This is a genomic window from Massilia sp. TSP1-1-2 (assembly GCF_049896185.1).
Lineage (GTDB): Bacteria > Pseudomonadota > Gammaproteobacteria > Burkholderiales > Burkholderiaceae_D > Telluria_A.
Map to the genome: position 1 here is coordinate 45,314 of NZ_JAFCTU010000019.1, position 16,836 is coordinate 62,149.

A 16,836-nucleotide genomic window follows, 5' to 3' on the forward strand; every position below is an offset into this window, starting at 1 on the left:
AATCACGAGCGCCGCCGGGAACTCGGGCGACAGGGTCGAAAAAAATGCCGCGGATTTCGCGGCATTTTCCGTTGGATCCGAACTGAGTTAGTTCGTCGCGTCCTTGATGGCTTCCTTTAGATCGCCGACCTTTTCTTGCGTCTTGCCTTCGACCTGGTTCGCCAGGCCTTTGGCCTGCTGCTTGTCGCTGCCGACGACCTTGCCGGCCTCTTCCTGAATTTTGCCGCCGATGTCTTGCAGCTTGCCTTCGACTTGGTCTTTGTTCATGGTGATCTCCCTTGATGCGCAGGCCGGATGGCCATGTCGTGCAAGCATGATGCGCTGCGGAAGCTTGGCGGTCTGTTCGGCGCCGCACGAAAGCAACGGCAAGGCCGCTCAGTCGGCCGGCCCCTTCGCAGGCCGCACCCTCCGCATCGATTTGGCTATCCACGACGACGCAACCGACGTTGAAGTCCTCGCCTAAAAAGGGTCTGCCAAGTGTCGCGCGCATCTCTCGTCGTCAGCGGCTCTGTGGAAATGGCAGCGGTGGGACTGCCGTTCGCTCGTGGCCTGGTCCGCTGCGTGGCGGGAGCCAAGGCCGAAAGTATGCGGACACAACATTGCCATCCCTTGATATTTCGCAAATAGGAGGTTCGTTGCGCCAATCACCATCGTGAAACATTGACGAAAATTGAAACGCCATGCAGCCGTTCATTGTTCAAGGCGACAGGACAAGCCATGGGGGGATGGTCCTGGCGGGATCCCCGTTCTCCGACTGCGACGGCAAGCCGATTGCCCGCTTGGGCGACATGTGCTCGTGCCCAAAGTGCAAAGGCGTGTTCCCGATCGCTCAGGGGGACCAGTCCAACATCATCGACGGCGCGCCAGTGGCATACCACGGGTGCAAGACCGCCTGCGGCGCCTCGCTGATATCGAGCCAGATCCGCACGCTGACGGAGCCATCCTCCGGCGCCGCGCCGGGATCCAGAGATGGCGGCGCAGATGGACAGGCCGCCGACGGATTCGGATCCGTAGGCGCGGGCATGGCCGCCGCCTACCACGACGAGCCCCACCAGTCGGATTCTGAGCGCTTCCAAGGCCGCTTCCAGCTGGTGAGAATCGACACTGGCGAACCCATCGCGGGAAAGGCCGTCCGCGTGCGCTCGACAAGTGGCCAATACTTGACTGGCTCGACCGACGCGGAAGGCTTCACGCAGTGGGTGGAGCGCGAAGCCTCCGAGGCTCTGGCTTTCGATCTGGTGGAGGGCAAGGCGTGAGCAGCGTTCCCCCACTGGCGACAGGGGGCATGTCGCGCGAGGGCACCACGACCGTCGTGCGGCTCAACCGGGTAAAAGTTGATCCGGTGGACAAAAAAGTTCTGTGCGCGGCGATGTGCCAGTGCGACAAGACCCCGAACATTGGAAAGGACGGCAAAGAACTGAAGCAAGTGTGTGTTGCTGAAAATCTCAAGTCCTTCGACAAGCTGCTCGGGCATAAAAGTTTTTACAAAGAAGAGCTCAACTTTGATATGACGCAGACGCCGCCGTCTCCCATCATGGATAGCGGTATTATCACCAAGGGCCATGAGTATTTAAAGGGATGGATCAACAAATACTGGGGCACGAAACCCGAGCACGGACCGACCTTCGTGCCGCGATCGGGACTGATTCGCCGTCCCGACGTGGTGATCGTCCATGACCCGTCGAAGCCCCCGACGCAAGACAACAACAAGCAGATCGTGGAGATGAAATTCCCGCCCGACTCAATCAGCGATGAGCAGGAAAGGGCATACGTCGATATCGCCGGGGGCGCGTCCAAACTTGCAGTCCTGGAACCGGGCGACTGCGATTGCGACGCGCCGGAACCCGACGGACCACGCATTCCGATCAAGGAGCTTGGGTTCGCGGCGGGCGTCGCGGCTTGGCTCGCGTTTATTCTGACAAGAGGGAAGACGCCGCGTCCACCCCTCGTCCCCGTTTTTTAAGAAAGCTGAATGATGGAAAAACCAGATACGGACGAATTTATGGCGGAGTGGAGCAAGACCCACAGCCACTTTGAAATGCCCGGCGCGATGTTGACGAAGAATGGGCCGCAGCCCTATGTAGGCGCCACTCTAGCGGTGAGGGGAACTCTCTTCTATCGGGGAGCTTCCACCCCGGAAGTTCGCGAGGCGCTGTGCAAATGCTTCGACGCCTATGCGGCCGTCGCGGGCGATCACTTGCAATGGCTTTGGCGCGACTCGCCGCCGTCGGGACCGGACAAGTTCGCGTTTGCGAAAGCCCCCGAGCTTCGCTCGATGGTCAAGAAGATGGGCGCGGACGACCACTTCGGCTTTTCATATATCGGGGGAGACCAGCCACATGATGCGAGCCCGTGGTATTTCAACACCTTCGGCCTGCGCGGCTGGGCGGCGCGGATCGGAACGAAAGGGCTCGACACCCTCCGGTTCTCTCTTCCCAAAGAAGTGGTCGAGCAAAACCCAACGCTGTTTCAAAAGCTCTTCGTCGAGTTCTGCAGGCTCTTGAAAGCGGAGCATGGGCACGGCGGCTTTGCGATGAACCTTTCGGCGCCACGTCGCAAACCCAACGAGCCGATGGAGGCCTACATGGTCTCCAAATTTGCGGGGCTCGATGCTGGATCGGCCCACTTGATTGCGGGATGGCCCGGCAAGGACGTTGACCACCATGTCGTCAACGTAGGCTGGCTGACGGCGATTAATCATGCGATGGTCGAAAAGGTTGGCGGCATATCGGCCCTTCGGTCAGAACTCCCCGCATCTTGGTTTGCGAAATACGACTACGGCAATGGCCTGGTCATTCAGGCGGGGCCAGAGCCGGAAATTGCCCCTTTCGAGTTGGACCCGAAGCCGGCGATGTATGTGCTGCCCGCGATGGCGCTGAAGGACGTTCGGCTCTTCGACACCGACGATCTTCACTACGGATCCAAAGACGGCGAGCCAAGGCTGACCGGGTTGGCGGCGAAAGAATGGTTCACCCGCTTCGATGTGCCCGAGGAAGAATTGATGCGCTACAAGACAAAGCTATTGAACGAGCCCAAATTGACGAAGGAAACGACACTGCCCGGCGGGCTATGAGTCCGCGTCGGGGTTGCGATTGGAGGTCGATTCACAATCGCATTCCAACAACCGGCGGCCCGCGGCACCCACCTGCTGGAGTTCGCGCGCTAGCTCTGGGAGCGCCGGCCGACGATCCCGCCGCCCTCTGGGCATCCCGAGCTTGGCGAAGCGCCCGCAAGGCGCCTCTTTGGGATTCCATGCCCGTGTTCGAAGGCAGTTTCGCGGCCACGGCAACGGACGGCAAGCCGGCCATCGCGCTGGCCGGGATCGCGTTGCCGTCGAGCGACCCGGGCCATTTCGAGCTAGGCTAGGCGTTAAGGCGCTGGCCGGCCCGCATTTCCATCGCGTGGCGAACGGCGTTCCTTCCGCTCCTCTTCGCCTCGAACAGCGCCGCGTCCGCCGCCTCCACCATGGCCGTCATGTCGGAATCCCGGGTCGGGGACAGCGACGCCACCCCGAACGACATCGTGACGGGCGACCTGAGCCCGGACGAGCTTTCGCCTTGGGCAAGGCCCTCCACGCGCATGCGGCACCCCTCGGCGACGAGCAGCGCCCCCGCCTGGTCGGTGTCGGGGAGGATGATCGCGAACTCCTCGCCGCCATAGCGGGACAGCTTGTCCGACGGCCTCCGGAGTTGCTCGGTGAGCGCCGCGGCGATCCTCTTGATGCAAAAATCCCCCGCCACGTGCCCAAACGCGTCGTTGTATCGCTTGAATAGGTCGATGTCGCACATCACCAGCGACAGCGGCTTGGACTGCCGCTGCGCGCGGCTCCACTCGGCCGCCATGGCGGCGTCGAAGCTCCGCCGGTTTCCGACGCCGGTGAGCTCGTCGATGCCGTTGAGCTTGGCGAGCAGGACGTTCGCCGCCGCGAGCTCCCGCTGGCTGACCATGAGCAGATGGAACGCTTGGTCGCGCTCCGTCCGGGAGATGCAGGCCCCCGAGTGGTATCGAATCCGCGCCACCAATTCGATCGTCTCCGGCAGCTTGACGAGGTAGTCGTTGGCTCCGAGGAGGAAGCAACGCTCCTTGGCGACCGCGTCGTCGTGCGCCGACAAGATGACCACGGGGACATGCGCCAGCTCCTCCGCCTCGCGGTAGCGCGCCAGGAGCTCGTATCCGTCGATGCCGGGCATGATCAAGTCTTGGAGGATGACCGTCGGCCTGAAGCTTCGCGCGGCTTCCACGGCTTCCTCGGCGCGGCTCGCGACATGGAGGACGATGTCGGAATGCGCGCCCAACACAAGGCGCAGCTTTTCGAGGACCATCGGCTGGTCGTCCACGATCATGACGCGGGCTTGGGGTTGTTTTTCGGTCATGTCGAATGCGCGGGCTGATGAGGAAGGCGCATCTTACCGAATCAAAAGCTTTGCCCGCGCACCGGACGTTGCGCGATGGCATTTCGCCGCCTCACTCCGAGTAGACGACGCGGCTCGGAGCGCCTTGCTTCGACGGCTGAGAAGCGGCGCGACGAGCGCCTTTAAACATCCGGATTTCGGGATCCAAGCCCGATCGCAAGTTTGATTGACGGGCGTCACATGGCGCGTGGCAAAATTTTGGGCGGCAGGGTTTGTAATGGCCACGCCTCTCCATTCGTTCACGTGAACGAAAGTTTAGCCCGCCCAAGCGGGCGTTTTTTTGCTAGGCGCATCGAAGGACGTGCAGGGGTTAAGTCGCTGTCGGACAAAACCAAGCAACACCCGTCGAGCTTGCCCCCCATGGAGCAAATCCGGCGTCGATGATCAGGGCGGAGTCCTTGGAGTTTTTTCCCGTCGTGTAGCTGAACTGCTGCATGGGCTGGATCGCCATCCGGTGGAGCGTGTCCTTCCATCCTTTCAAATTCGTCGTCCAGTCGCCGTATGCCCGCTTCACGCTGGCGACGCCATGCCGAGACACTTCCGCTAACAGCTCTTGGATGATCGAGAATTGGGCGTTATCGGCGTCGATCAGGACCGCGAACTTTGATTGAGTAGCTTTTCACCGTTGGACGATGCCATTGATTATCCAAGAATGAGAACACGAAAAGAACAACGTAATTCCCGGCCGCAGCTGACCGGGATCGGGGTCTTGACTTCCCCTTAGATTAAGAGAGGATGTTCTTTTCTGGAGGCACGCCTTGGACGACAAACAAAAATCGAAACAGGATGGAGCGCCTATCGACGTCCCACGAATAATAATGTCGCTGACAATTGGGACTTTTGCTTTTGCCATCCTTTTCCTGGCAGCCAAAGATCTTCTGCGATTCTGACTATTGAAGAGCGATGACGAACCTCTCATCGGCAAGGACTTGAAGAGACACCCCTATGAGAAAAAGCGTAACTCCGATACAGCAGTGACGGGAGGCCGACGCGAACGTATCGGTCACGTGTTTTTCCAGAGCGGCGAGATCCGTGGCTTTCTTCGTCGGACGCACGTAGATAACCCCAGCGATAATCCAAACGGTCCCAGAAAGATTAAAAATCAGGCCCAACCATTTTAGAAGGCTTGCCAGTCTCAAGCTTGCAAACCCATATTTCAACCCGAAAAGCAATATGCAGTAGAGAAGACCCCAAATAACCACGATCGCTATCGCATGCAATTCGTTCGCCGGAGCGCTGTCAAACGAAACGTAATTTTTCCGGAAAATATTTGGGAACAGAGACCGGTATTCATACTTGCGTAATTTGGCTGCAATGAGGGGACCCACCTTCAAAAAATTATTCATATTCAGCTCTCCGTTCCGACTCGCCGAGCAGCAATTCAATTGAGAGCTCCGTGGCTTCCAGACGGGCAAGCGCGCCGCGCTTCTCAGCGTCCAAGACTAGATTGAACTCGCCCACCATCGTCCGATGAGATTCGACGCTGGTCCAGCGTTCGCGGACCGCGTCTCGCGGCGACAGCCAGGCGACACGGACGAGGCCTTCAACCGCTTGCGAGAAGAGCTCTGGCCACTGCTCGTCGTTTTGATCTAGCGCGGGACCGATCACGCGATGTTGGAGATCCGTCCAGAACGGTTCGATAGCGCTGACCCAGCCAAGCAGGCCTTGACGCTTCGCCACTTCCATATTGCTGGAGGCCGACATGGATTGGCGCCACTTCCGAAGCTCCCCCATGGCGTAGCAAACCGGTTGATTTCGGCCGATAGAGCGGAGCGTGTCAAACTATTTGAGACCGGTTTCGCAATTAGTTTAGGGAGCTTTTTTCAGTCTGTACGTCTCCCAGGATTGTCGCTTTTGGCATATTGATGCCGGCTTCGGTCGGCAGTGCCGGGGGCCGTGGGTTGATGTTCTTGAAGCGATTTGGATGTCGCGAGAAGGCGTTTTGCAGGATCTGATCGCGTTGCTCGTAGATGATCTTTGCCACGTCGTTGTGCACGGCGGCCGGGGTCATGTAGCCGATTCCAGAGTGCCGATGGTCATAGTTATACCAAGCAAAGAACCTCTGGCAGAAGGCACGCGCTTCGTCCAACGAATGGAACCGCTCGGGGAAGCCTGGCCGATACTTCATCGTCTTGAATTGCGCTTCAGAGTACGGGTTATCATCGGACGTATAAGGGCGGCTATGGCTTTTGACGACATCGAGATCGACGAGCAAATCGGCGACCAGCTTGGAGCGCATCGCGGCGCCCCGGTCCGCGTGCAACGTCAGCTGACCAGGTACGATCCCCTCCTTGTCGCAGGTGTGCCCGATGAGCGCTTCCGCGAGCAGGTCCGATTCACGATCGGCGATCATCCAGCCGACCACGTAGCGGCTAAAAATATCGAGTATGACGTACAGATGGAAGTGCGCCGACTTGACCGGCCCCTTCAACTTGGTGATATCCCACGACCACACCTCACAGGCCCGCGTGGCGAGCAGCTCGGGCCGCGTATAGGCCGGGTGCACCAGCTCGTCGCGGCGTCCACGCGTGCCGCTGCAGGCACGCAGGATACGGTAGAAGGTCGACACCGAGGCCAGGAATATCCCTGCATCGAGCAGCATCGCATACGCCGTGCGCGGTGCAACGTCGACATACTCGGGCGAATGAAGGACGTCGATGACCTCCTTGCGTTCACCCTCGCTCAGCGCAAGCGGCGAGCGACGAGGACGGCGTACCGTATGCAGCGCCTGGCGCGTTTCTCGGCGGGCACGGTAGTAGCTGCCGCGCGCCAGACCCATGCCGGCGCAGGCGGCGCGCACGCCCATTTCCGCCACGAGTTCCGAGGTCGCCTCCATCACAGTGAATCCTCTTCCGGTGGCAAACCCAGGAGATTGCAAAGTTTTTTTTGGGCCGCGATAATGAGCTTGGCCCGCTCAAGCTGTTTGGTGAGCTTTTCATTGGTCAGCTCAAGATTGGCGACGCGCCTGTCCACCGCTTTGGCCGCATCCGGCTTCGGTCCGCGCTTCGTGTTCGGTATGGCCGCATCGCTTGCCGCGATCAGCAGCCGCCACTTGCTCAGATGTGAGCTGTACAGGCCCTCGCGGCGCAACAGCGCTCCGATGGCGCCTGGCGCCGTGCACGCGTCGGCCTCACGCACAATGCGCTGCATATACGCGGTCGTGAACTTGCGGCGCCTCGCTACAGCGACCACCTCTGCACTTGATGCCGGTTCCGTAATGCCTGATGGGTGTTCTGCTGCTGGTGTCATGTTCAATTCCATATGTGTGCCAACTTCCTTAATTAGACTGATGAAGTTGTCTCACAACAGTTTGACACAGGGGGGAGTTCGCCTCGGTCGGCTTGATGAACTTTGGGCCGCCGTCCTTGGCGCGGAGCTCGCCGAGCTTCTTGGCCGACATGCAAAGATACAGGGCCGCGAGATCCTCCTCGACCGCCGTTTCATCCTCCAACGCCGAGAGTTCGTTTCGAGCCCGAGCCATCCGCAGTCGTTCGTCAAGAGTGTCCAAGCTACGCCCTTTTGATGTCGCCGGCGTCGCGAGCGGACCCAGCCTTAGTCATCGCATTATATCCAAATGGCGCGAAGTCTCGGCTGGATATTCAGGACGCGAGATCGGCCCCTTTCGCGGATCGTTAGGCTGTGGCGACGGGCCGCAGAGCCGCCAGCGCGACGGGGTAGGTTCCGAGGATGGCCTCCTCCAAGCGTTCCATGCGCTCAGCTAGGCGAGGCCACGACTGCTCCGAGTAGCTGACCGTGGAGTCGGCCATGCGGACGTGATTGAGAAGGCGTTGGATGGTCGAATACGGGAATCCTAGGTCCTCAGCGATGCGGCCGAACGTGCGCCGCAGGTCGTGTGGACGCAGCACGTCGATGCCCGCTTCCTCGCGCACATATTTGAGCAGCGAATTGCAGTCGGAGTAGTGGCCTGTCGCGCTGCGAGACGAGCGCGCCGGAAAGACCCACTTCGACACGCGTCCGGGCCCCTCCTCGTCGCGCCGGCGCAGCAGCTCCAGGGCGCACGGCGCGATGGGCAGCTCATGGTCGGAACGGTTCTTAGGGTCGAACAGGTAGACCTTCCTCTTGGCCAGATCGACCCAAGAGCTCTGAGCGGCTTCGGCCGCGTCGATGCGATGGCGCCACTTGACCTGGCTGGCCTCGGTCTTTCGCATCCCCCAAAGCAGCGTCAACAGCAAAAAGTCGGCGCCGGTGGGGTTGGCCGCCTTCTTGTTCCACACCGCTTGGACCCACTTGCCAAGGTTGTCCATGGGGTCCATGGGATTGCGTATGCCCTTGCGCTTGTAGTCCTGCGCGAGCTGCGCGCGAGTGCGATACATCTCCTGGGTCTTGAGCGTGATGAACGGATTGTATTCGAGCGTCGGGTCGCGGCGCTGGCTCTTGGCCTGCTCGGCCTCGACCTTGATGGCGCGGTTGACCGCGGCGTTGGCCCATCGGCATGCGGCTTCGGCGGCCGTGCGCCCGGCGGGAACCAAGGCGTCGAAGCGGTCGACAATCATCTTAGACGACAGCGAGGTCACCTTGCGGTCGTCCCAATCCTTGAACTTCGAGCGCCCCTTCGCCATCGACAGCAGGGAGTTTTCCTTGGCCGGAGGATTGCGCTTGACCAAAAAGCTCCTGTAGTCGTCGAAGCACTCGCCCAAGGTCAGCTCGTTGGCGGCGCGCTCGCGCTCGACCTTCGTGGGCGTGACGCCGTGCTTGATCGAGATCTGGATGCCCTCGCGGGCCTTCTCGCGCGCCTCGTCGATGGTGAGGTCGCCGACCTTGCCGACCACCCATTTGGTGACCTTCCCGTTGATCGCTCGCTGCACGATGTAGGACTTGCCGGTCTTGCCGACTCGGACGCCGAAACCCCTAGGCGAATTCTGGCTCGAATCGTAGGTGATGTATTCGCCGCCATCAAAGGGGGCATATACAATAGAGGTTTTCCCGCTCGCGGACGCTTTATGCTCGGGCCTTCGCGACAAGCTCATTTTCAGAACGACATCCTGATTCAGGGGGACCTTCATGGCGCGCTTTCTTGGTTTTAGCCGGGAAGGGCCAGTATGCTCCCATTTTGGCCAGCGCGGCTAGCCGGCGGCTAAAGACACAGGTGCCTGAAAGGGAGCGAAACGGGTCGCAACGGATTGCTGGAGGTCGCTTGGAAGTCGGTAAGTCATTGAAAAATATACAAATTAGTTTGCCGCAGGATGGCGGTGGCAAGGTCACGCCAATGATGCAGCAATACCTGCGCATCAAGGCCGATTACCCAACCATGCTGGTGTTCTACCGCATGGGCGACTTTTACGAGCTGTTCCACGAGGACGCCGAAAAAGCGGCGCGCATCCTGGGCATCACGCTCACCGCGCGCGGCGCCTCGAACGGCAATCCGATCAAGATGTGCGGCATCCCCTTCCACTCGCTCGACCCATATTTGGCCAAGCTGGTCAAGCTGGGCGAGTCGTGCGCCATCTGCGAGCAGATCGGCGACCCGGCCACCAGCAAGGGCCCGGTCGAGCGCAAGGTCCTGCGCGTGGTCACCCCCGGCACCCTGACCGACGCCGACCTGCTGCCAGAAAAAGCCGAACGCCCCTTGCTGGCCGTGTGCATCATCAGCCAGCGCAAGGTTGCCACTGCCGGTCTGGCCTGGTTGTCGCTGGCCAGCGGCGGCCTGAAACTGATGGAGTTTTCGGGCGACAGCCGCACCGTCGGCCTGCGCCTGCAGCAGGAACTCGAACGCATTGCCCCGGCCGAAATCCTGCGCGCTGACGGCGCCGACCTGTTCGAAGACGACGCTGCGGTCCACACCCAGCGCGTGCCGGACTGGCACTTCGACGTCGTGGGCGGCCACAAGGCCCTGCTCGACCAGCTTGGCGTTGCCACCCTCACCGGCTTTGGCGCCGACGGCCTGGGCGCGGCCTTTGGCGCGGCCGGCGCGCTGCTGCGCTACGCCCAGTCAACCCAGGGCCGGGGCCTGCAGCACGTGCTCTCGCTTACCACCGAAACCGAAAACGAATTCATCGGCCTGGACGCCGCCACCCGGCGCAACCTGGAACTGACCGAAACCATCCGCGGCCAGGAGTCGCCCACGCTGTTCTCCTTGCTCGACCACTGCCGCACGGCGATGGGTTCGCGCCTGCTGCGCCACTGGCTGCACCATGCGCGGCGCGACCAGGGCGTGGCGCGGTCGCGCCATGCTGCCATCGCTTCGCTGGCCCAGAGCGACGCGGCCGGCGCGCTGGCGGCCACGCTCTCGCAAGTGCCAGACATCGAACGCATCACCACCCGCATCGCCCTGCTGTCGGCGCGCCCGCGCGACCTGGCCAGCCTGCGCGACGGCTTGCAGCAGTTGCCCGCGCTGCGCAACTGCGTGCAGCGCAGCTTCATCGCAGGCGAGCCTTCGCTGCTGGCATCCATTTACGACGCCATCGCCACGCCCGGGCCATGCCTGGACCTGCTGGTGCGCGCGGTGGCGCAGGAACCTGCCGCCATGGTGCGCGACGGCGGCGTGTTCGCGCGCGGCTTTGACGCCGAACTGGACGAACTGCGCGGCCTGTCCGAGAACGCGGGCCAGTTCCTGCTCGACCTGGAAATCCGCGAGCGCGCCCGCACCGGCATTGCCAACCTGCGCGTCGAATACAACAAGGTGCACGGCTTTTATATTGAAGTGACGCACGGCCAGACCGACAAGGTGCCCGACGACTACCGCCGGCGCCAGACCCTGAAGAACGCGGAGCGCTACATCACGCCCGAACTGAAGGTGTTCGAGGACAAAGCCCTGTCGGCGCAAGACAAGGCGCTGGTGCGCGAAAAGCAGCTCTACGACGTGCTGCTCGCCGACCTCGCGCCCCACATCGCGTGCCTGCAGACCATCTCGCAAGGCCTGGCGCAGCTCGACACGCTCACCGCGCTCACGCACCACGCGCTGCAGCACAACTGGAATGCGCCGCAGCTGGTCAGCGAGCCTTGCCTGAATATCTGCGAAGGCCGCCATCCGGTGGTTGAAAACCAGATCGAGCGCTTCATCGCCAACGACTGCCAGTTCCGCGACGAGCGCCGCCTGCTGTTGATTACCGGCCCGAACATGGGCGGCAAATCGACCTTCATGCGCCAGGTGGCGCTGATTACGCTGCTGGCCTACGTGGGCAGCTACGTGCCGGCCAAAAGCGCCGTGATCGGGCCGATCGACCGCATCTTCACCCGCATCGGCGCCACCGACGACCTGGCCGGAGGACGCTCCACCTTCATGGTCGAGATGACCGAATCGGCGGCGATCCTGAACGGCGCCACCGAGCATTCGCTGGTGCTGATGGATGAAGTGGGGCGCGGCACCTCGACCTTCGACGGCCTGGCGCTGGCGTGGGCGATCGCGCGCCACCTGATCGACACCAGCCGCAGCTTCACGCTGTTCGCGACCCACTATTTTGAATTGACCCAGCTGCCCGAAAACCATCCGAGCGCGGCCAACGTGCACCTGTCGGCGGTCGAACACAAAGACAGCATCGTGTTCCTGCACGCGGTGCAGGCCGGCCCCGCATCGCAAAGCTACGGCCTGCAGGTGGCCCAGCTGGCCGGAGTGCCGCAAGGGGTGATCAAGGCCGCCCGCAAGCACCTTGCGCGGCTCGAATCGCAGGCGCTCGAAACCACGCCGCAGCGCGACCTGTTCGCGCTGCCGTGCGTGGAACCGGAGGAGGACGTTTCGCCGCCGCACGCGGCCAACAGCGCGCTGCTCGAGGCGCTGGCCGGCATCGATCCGGACGCCTTGAGCCCCCGTGAAGCGCTTGACCAGCTGTACCAGCTCAAGCGGATGGCGTCCGAATGAAGCTGCGGCCCTGCTCCGCGCTGCTGCTGGCGGCGCTTTTCTGTGCCGGCGGCGCGCACGCCAGCAGGCAAACGCCGGCGCCGGCGTCAATCCCAACCCGCGCGCACCACTTCGGCGTGATCGGGCACACCTTTGCCGGCGGCGCATCGGAAGCGCAGCTTGAAAAGGCGCTCGCCAACATCCGCAAGGCGCCGCTTGCGTTCGTGGTCGCCACCGGCGTCAAGGGCGTCGCGGAACCGTGCACCGACGAGTTGTACATGCACCGGCGCGACATGCTCGACAGCGCGAAGCGGCCCGTGATCGTGGTTCCTGCGGCGAGCGACTGGAGCTACTGCAAAAACGCGGCCGGGCGCCTGGTCAGCATCGAGCGCCTGAACCGCCTGCGCGAGCTGCTCTACGAGGAACCGGACGCGCTTGGCACCAGGGCGCTGATGCTGGCGCGCCAGTCGGCCAACGCCAAGTTTCGCAGCTACGCCGAAAACGCGTACTGGATCATGGGCGACGTGCTGTATGCGACCGTGAATCTGCCGTCGAACAACAATAACTACCGCTCCGAGGCCGGGCGCAACAGCGAGTATGAAGACCGGACCGTGGCGGACCGTTTCTGGCTCACGCGCCTGTTCGCGCAGGCCAAGCACAAGCAGCTGACCGGCGTGGTGCTGTTCTCGGAAGGGAACGTGAATATTTTGAAGGAAGAGCCGGGACTGCTGGCGCGCCTTGGCCGCAGCAACCAGACGCCCCAGGATGGGTATGCAGCGGCGCGGCGCCAGATTGTCGCGCTGGCCAAGAAGTTTGAGGGCAAGGTGCTGTTGATCGATACGGCGCCGGTGTCGAATGGGGTCGAGCCGGCCATTGCGTGGCGCGAGAACGTGGGGCATGTCAGTGTGGGCTCGCGCGTGATGCAGGTGGACGTCACGCCGGGGGCCGAGCATATGTTCAGGATCGACGAACGTTAACGTTTAACGTGCCTTATAAATGCTCCACTACATCGTCCCCGCATTCGCGAGGACGATGTGCAGGTGGCATCATCAATATTACTATCACTGCGCTTCTATCTAATTTACTGCACCGGCTTGCCGTCAGCGTCGATCTTGACCACGTCCCCGAGCTTGAGCTCGCGAATGCCAGCTTCAACCTTGCTCATGTCGCCCACCACCACCCACGCCAGCTTGTTGGGCGTGATCGAGCGCGCGGCCATGGCGTTGGCTTGCGCCGGCGTCATCGCCATCACGGTCTGGGTAAAGGTGTTGTAGTAGTTCTCCGGCAGCTTGTACTGCAAAATGGTTTCGTACGCGCGGCCCAACTGTCCGGCAGTTTCGAACGAACCCGGCAAGCCGAGCGTCTCGTTGCTTTGCGCACTGGCCAGCTCGGCCGCGGTGATCGGCCTGCCGCCGGCGATGTCGCCATACTCGCGCACCAGTTCCTGCAGCGATTCACGCGTCTTGTCGGTTTGCACCGGCGACACGCTCATGAACAGGCGCTGGCCCACGGCCGGATGCAGGCCGGCGTTCACGCCGTACGACCAGTGCTTGTCTTCGCGCAGGTTCATGTTAATGCGCGAGCTGAACGTGCCGCCGAAGACGTCGTTGACCAGTTCCAGTGGCACCGCATCGGGCGAATTGCGCGGGGCAGCGAGCTGCACCGCATAGATCACGCTTTGCTGCGCGCCCGGACGGTCCATCAGGTACACGCTACGCTTTTCAGGCAGCTTGACTTCGACCACGTTCTTCTTCGGTACCTCGCCCGCCTTCCAGGCGCCGAACGCCTTTTCCAGCAGCGGCGTGATGTCAGCGAGCGTCGTGTCGCCCACCACCAGCAAGGTGGCGTTGTTCGGCTTGAACCAGGCCTGGTGGTACTTGACCAGGTCCTCGCGCGTCATGCGCGATACCGCCGCTTCGGTGCCGGTACCGCTGAACGGCAGCGCATAGGCGTGGCCCTTGCCATAGACGATTTCCGGAATGACGCGCAGCGCCATCATGCTTGGATTGCTTTTCTCGCGCGCGATGGCGGCCAGCCGGTCTTTCTTCAGGCGGTCTAGTTCAATCTGCGAAAACGCCGGGTTCATCACAATGTCGGCGTACACGTCCAGCGCCTTGGGCATGGTTGCCTTGAGCACGTTCATCTGCACAAAGGCGCCGTCCAGGTTGGTGCTCGCGCTGTAGTTCGCTGCCAGCGCTTCGAACTGTTCGCTGATCACCGGCGAACTGCGCTTTTGCGTGCCCTCTTCAAGCATGCGCAGCGCCAGACCGGCAACGCCCGGCAGCGCGGCGGAATCGGATGCAAAGCCGCTGTCGACCATCATCGAAAAATTCACCACCGGCGCGCTGTGGCGCTCGGCCAGCACCACCTTCAAGCCGTTCGACAGCGTGGCCCGCTGCATCGGCGGCAGGTTCAGCGTTTCCGGCTTGCCGAGCGCGGGAACTTGGCTGCGATCAAACTTGGCAGTAGTCGACAGTTCGGTCGGGAAAGGCTGCACATCGAGCACGAAGTCGCCGTCGCTGAGCCACTCGTTCATCGCCTGCTTCACTTGCGCCGGCGTGGCCGCCTTGATGCCCTTCAGGTAATCCTTGTAGCAGTCGGGGTTGCCCGTGTAGGTCTGGCATGAGGCGAGCAAGTCGCTCTTGCCGCCAAAGCCACCGACGCGCTCGACGATGCGGGTAAATTGCGCCAGGATGGCCGTCTTGGCCAGCTCGAGTTCGGCAGCGGTGGGGCCGCCTTTCATCAGGTTGCGCAATTCTTCATCGGCGCCCAGCTCCATCTTGCGCACATCGGCGCCCGGACGCGCGGTCAAGGTAAAGGAAAACTGGCCGCCGATTTCGGACGAATCGTTTTCCGCCTGCGCCGACGTGGCGAGCTGGTCCTTGTAGACCAGGCGCTTGTAGAAGCGGCTGGTCTTGCCCCCGCCCAGTACGCGCGCGGCCAGGTCGAGCAGCGGTTCGGTGGCGGTGTGCCCGCCCGGCACGTTCCAGACGCGGTAGACGCGGCTGGCCGGCACGCGGTCCTGGACCGTGCTGCGGTGGGTGCCGGTGCGCTTGGCAATCCAGGCTTCATGGCGGGCCAGCGGCGGGCCGGCGGGAATGTCGCCGTAGTACTTCTCCACTTTCGCCAGCGCCGCTTCCGGCGTGATGTCGCCGGCCAGCACGATGGTGGTGTTATTGGGGCCGTAGTTGGTCTTGAACCATTCCTGCACGTCCGGCATGGACGCCGCATCCAGGTCCTTCATGGAACCGATCACGGTCCAGGAATACGGGTGGCCGACCGGGTAGGTGTTTTCAGTGAGCAGTTGCCAGGCGACGCCGTAGGGCTGGTTTTCGCCCAGGCGCTTTTCGTTTTGGACCACGCCGCGTTGCAGGTCGAGCTTTTTCTGGTCGACCGAACCGAGCAGATGGCTCATGCGGTCGCTCTCGGCGAACAGCGCATAGTCGAGCATCGAGGTCGGCACGTTCTCGAAATAATTGGTGCGGTCGGAGTTGGTCGTGCCGTTCAGGTCGGTCGCGCCGATGCCTTCCATGGCGGTGATGTAGGTTTGGTTGAAGTTTTCGCTGCCACTGAACATCAAGTGTTCAAACAAGTGGGCAAAGCCGGTCTTGCCCAGCTTTTCATTCTTGGAGCCGACGTGAAACCAGGTGTTCACCGCCACCACGGGCGCCTTGTGGTCTTCATGGACCAGCAGCGTGAGCCCGTTCTTGAGCACGAACTTCTTGTAGGCGATATCGGGAATGGCGATGTCGACCTTGCCGGGGGCGGGGGCCGCATTCAGCGTGCCGGTCGACATCAGAGCAAGCGACGCCGCCAGCAGCGTGCGGCGAAACGTGCGGGGAACAAACGTGGTCATACAAGTTCTCCTGGAATGGCGTGCGCTATGCACAAAGGGTGCGCCGCGCAGCGATACCAGGCGCGAGGCGCGCGTGACATTCTAATGCGTTTATTTGACGTTGGAAAAGATAAATTTTGACAACCCGACAACGTATGCATACGCTGGGTTGCCGGGCGCCGCCGCACAGAACAAGGCGCGGCGCCGCCCGGACAGCAAAGGACGCTGTTAATGCACGGGATGGCTGCGGAAGGCGTCGCCCTCGTCGCCGTCGCCATCTTCGTCGTCTTCGTCGCCATGGTGGTGGCCATGGGCGCCGTGCACGTGCTCGTGGGTGATTTCTTCGTCGGTGGCGGCGCGCACACCGGCGACCGACAATTCAAAGCGCAGCGCCATGCCGGCCAGCGGATGGTTGCCATCCAAAACGACCTTGTCGTCGGCGATGTCGGTCACGGTGAAGATCATCGCTTCTTCGTCGGCGTCGGCGTCGGGCATGCCTTCGAACTGCATGCCCACTTCCAGCGGCTCGGGCAGGCGGTTGCGCGGCTCGACCTTGACCAGTGCCGGATCGTAGTCGCCAAAGGCGTCGTCAGGCTCGATCTGGATGACGGACGAATAGCCCACTTCCTTGCCGTCGAGTTCTTCCTCGATCTTGGGCAGCGTGTTTTCGTAGCCGCCATGCAGGTAGACCATCGGCTGACTGCCGTCTTCGATCAGGTTGTTTTGCGCGTCGGACAATTTGTAATTGACCGTTACGACCGTATTCTTGGCAATCTTCATCATGCTTTCCTTTC

Annotated in this window: 17 protein-coding genes; 6 read left to right on the top strand and 11 right to left on the bottom strand. The window is 61.9% G+C overall.

All coding sequences use genetic code 11. The features are described from left to right. Positions 1-87: 87 nt before the first annotated feature. Positions 88-267 carry a CsbD family protein gene (locus ACP7BV_RS16850; RefSeq protein WP_426105455.1) on the bottom strand — a complete coding sequence of 60 codons (180 nt, stop codon included), beginning with the start codon at positions 265-267 and terminating at the stop codon, positions 88-90. On the opposite strand from ACP7BV_RS16850, the gene ACP7BV_RS16855 reads away from it, so the two are divergent. From ACP7BV_RS16855 to ACP7BV_RS16870, 4 genes are all read left to right on the top strand, one after another. Continuing rightward, positions 266-463 carry a hypothetical protein gene (locus ACP7BV_RS16855; RefSeq protein WP_426105456.1) on the top strand — a complete coding sequence of 66 codons (198 nt, stop codon included), beginning with the start codon at positions 266-268 and terminating at the stop codon, positions 461-463. The genes ACP7BV_RS16850 and ACP7BV_RS16855 overlap by 2 nt on opposite strands. 217 nt (positions 464-680) lie before the next feature. Continuing rightward, complete coding sequence (locus tag ACP7BV_RS16860; protein WP_426105457.1) at positions 681-1,256, top strand: PAAR domain-containing protein; 576 nt, start codon at positions 681-683, stop codon at positions 1,254-1,256. After that, entirely contained in the window at positions 1,253-1,963 is a 711-nt protein-coding gene (locus ACP7BV_RS16865; protein ID WP_426105459.1) for a VRR-NUC domain-containing protein, read from the top strand. The genes ACP7BV_RS16860 and ACP7BV_RS16865 overlap by 4 nt, the downstream gene beginning before the upstream one ends. Before the next feature lie 9 nt (positions 1,964-1,972). Further along, positions 1,973-3,073, top strand: a complete 1,101-nt coding sequence (locus ACP7BV_RS16870; RefSeq protein WP_426105461.1) for a type VI immunity family protein — start codon at positions 1,973-1,975, stop codon at positions 3,071-3,073. Between the two features lie 289 nt (positions 3,074-3,362). Here the strand turns inward: ACP7BV_RS16870 and ACP7BV_RS16875 are convergent, their stop codons facing one another. The 8 genes from ACP7BV_RS16875 to ACP7BV_RS16910 all read right to left on the bottom strand — a co-directional run bounded on the left by ACP7BV_RS16875 (position 3,363) and on the right by ACP7BV_RS16910 (position 9,436). Continuing rightward, positions 3,363-4,373: a diguanylate cyclase gene (locus tag ACP7BV_RS16875; protein WP_426105462.1), complete on the bottom strand. Its 1,011-nt coding sequence runs from the start codon at positions 4,371-4,373 to the stop codon at positions 3,363-3,365. 349 nt (positions 4,374-4,722) lie between these two features. Then, a complete protein-coding gene (locus tag ACP7BV_RS16880; protein ID WP_426105543.1) occupies positions 4,723-5,004 on the bottom strand; it encodes an NYN domain-containing protein in 282 nt (93 codons plus the stop codon). A gap of 298 nt (positions 5,005-5,302) precedes the next feature. Then, entirely contained in the window at positions 5,303-5,758 is a 456-nt protein-coding gene (locus tag ACP7BV_RS16885; RefSeq protein ID WP_426105463.1) for a hypothetical protein, read from the bottom strand. Further along, positions 5,751-6,116 (bottom strand): hypothetical protein, encoded by a 366-nt coding sequence (locus ACP7BV_RS16890; protein ID WP_426105465.1) that lies wholly within the window; start codon positions 6,114-6,116, stop codon positions 5,751-5,753. Before ACP7BV_RS16890 ends, ACP7BV_RS16885 begins: the two co-directional genes overlap by 8 nt. Before the next feature lie 100 nt (positions 6,117-6,216). Then, positions 6,217-7,248 (bottom strand): transposase, encoded by a 1,032-nt coding sequence (locus ACP7BV_RS16895; protein WP_426105466.1) that lies wholly within the window; start codon positions 7,246-7,248, stop codon positions 6,217-6,219. After that, positions 7,248-7,661, bottom strand: coding sequence for a hypothetical protein (locus ACP7BV_RS16900; protein ID WP_426105467.1), 414 nt, complete (start codon positions 7,659-7,661; stop codon positions 7,248-7,250). The genes ACP7BV_RS16895 and ACP7BV_RS16900 overlap by 1 nt, the downstream gene beginning before the upstream one ends. A 28-nt stretch (positions 7,662-7,689) precedes the next feature. Next, positions 7,690-7,920: a hypothetical protein gene (locus ACP7BV_RS16905; protein WP_426105468.1), complete on the bottom strand. Its 231-nt coding sequence runs from the start codon at positions 7,918-7,920 to the stop codon at positions 7,690-7,692. 124 nt (positions 7,921-8,044) lie between these two features. Then, positions 8,045-9,436, bottom strand: coding sequence for a tyrosine-type recombinase/integrase (locus ACP7BV_RS16910; RefSeq protein ID WP_426105469.1), 1,392 nt, complete (start codon positions 9,434-9,436; stop codon positions 8,045-8,047). 203 nt (positions 9,437-9,639) lie between these two features. On the opposite strand from ACP7BV_RS16910, the gene mutS reads away from it, so the two are divergent. Together mutS and ACP7BV_RS16920 are read left to right on the top strand one after the other, a co-directional pair. Beyond that, entirely contained in the window at positions 9,640-12,228 is a 2,589-nt protein-coding gene (gene mutS / locus ACP7BV_RS16915; RefSeq protein ID WP_426105544.1) for a DNA mismatch repair protein MutS, read from the top strand. Continuing rightward, complete coding sequence (locus ACP7BV_RS16920; RefSeq protein WP_426105470.1) at positions 12,225-13,184, top strand: hypothetical protein; 960 nt, start codon at positions 12,225-12,227, stop codon at positions 13,182-13,184. The genes mutS and ACP7BV_RS16920 overlap by 4 nt, the downstream gene beginning before the upstream one ends. Before the next feature lie 104 nt (positions 13,185-13,288). Here the strand turns inward: ACP7BV_RS16920 and ACP7BV_RS16925 are convergent, their stop codons facing one another. Further along, the gene (locus ACP7BV_RS16925) at positions 13,289-16,063 is read right to left on the bottom strand and encodes a M16 family metallopeptidase (RefSeq protein ID WP_426105472.1); all 2,775 of its coding nucleotides are present in this window, start codon (positions 16,061-16,063) and stop codon (positions 13,289-13,291) included. Between the two features lie 207 nt (positions 16,064-16,270). Next, positions 16,271-16,822, bottom strand: coding sequence for an FKBP-type peptidyl-prolyl cis-trans isomerase (locus ACP7BV_RS16930; protein WP_426105545.1), 552 nt, complete (start codon positions 16,820-16,822; stop codon positions 16,271-16,273). Positions 16,823-16,836 lie beyond the last annotated feature (14 nt).

Excerpts from the sequence above, each read along its gene's own strand:
- ACP7BV_RS16850 (WP_426105455.1), bottom strand. The coding sequence starts at position 267 with ATGAACAAAGACCAAGTCGAAGGCAAGCTGCAAGACATCGGCGGCAAA.
- ACP7BV_RS16855 (WP_426105456.1), top strand. The coding sequence starts at position 266 with ATGGTGATCTCCCTTGATGCGCAGGCCGGATGGCCATGTCGTGCAAGC.
- ACP7BV_RS16930 (WP_426105545.1), bottom strand. The coding sequence starts at position 16,822 with ATGAAGATTGCCAAGAATACGGTCGTAACGGTCAATTACAAATTGTCC.
- ACP7BV_RS16860 (WP_426105457.1), top strand. The coding sequence starts at position 681 with ATGCAGCCGTTCATTGTTCAAGGCGACAGGACAAGCCATGGGGGGATG.
- mutS (WP_426105544.1), top strand. The coding sequence starts at position 9,640 with ATGATGCAGCAATACCTGCGCATCAAGGCCGATTACCCAACCATGCTG.
- ACP7BV_RS16890 (WP_426105465.1), bottom strand. The coding sequence starts at position 6,116 with ATGTCGGCCTCCAGCAATATGGAAGTGGCGAAGCGTCAAGGCCTGCTT.
- ACP7BV_RS16895 (WP_426105466.1), bottom strand. The coding sequence starts at position 7,248 with ATGGAGGCGACCTCGGAACTCGTGGCGGAAATGGGCGTGCGCGCCGCC.
- ACP7BV_RS16920 (WP_426105470.1), top strand. The coding sequence starts at position 12,225 with ATGAAGCTGCGGCCCTGCTCCGCGCTGCTGCTGGCGGCGCTTTTCTGT.
- ACP7BV_RS16925 (WP_426105472.1), bottom strand. The coding sequence starts at position 16,063 with ATGACCACGTTTGTTCCCCGCACGTTTCGCCGCACGCTGCTGGCGGCG.
- ACP7BV_RS16875 (WP_426105462.1), bottom strand. The coding sequence starts at position 4,373 with ATGACCGAAAAACAACCCCAAGCCCGCGTCATGATCGTGGACGACCAG.
- ACP7BV_RS16900 (WP_426105467.1), bottom strand. The coding sequence starts at position 7,661 with ATGACACCAGCAGCAGAACACCCATCAGGCATTACGGAACCGGCATCA.
- ACP7BV_RS16870 (WP_426105461.1), top strand. The coding sequence starts at position 1,973 with ATGATGGAAAAACCAGATACGGACGAATTTATGGCGGAGTGGAGCAAG.
- ACP7BV_RS16885 (WP_426105463.1), bottom strand. The coding sequence starts at position 5,758 with ATGAATAATTTTTTGAAGGTGGGTCCCCTCATTGCAGCCAAATTACGC.
- ACP7BV_RS16910 (WP_426105469.1), bottom strand. The coding sequence starts at position 9,436 with ATGAAGGTCCCCCTGAATCAGGATGTCGTTCTGAAAATGAGCTTGTCG.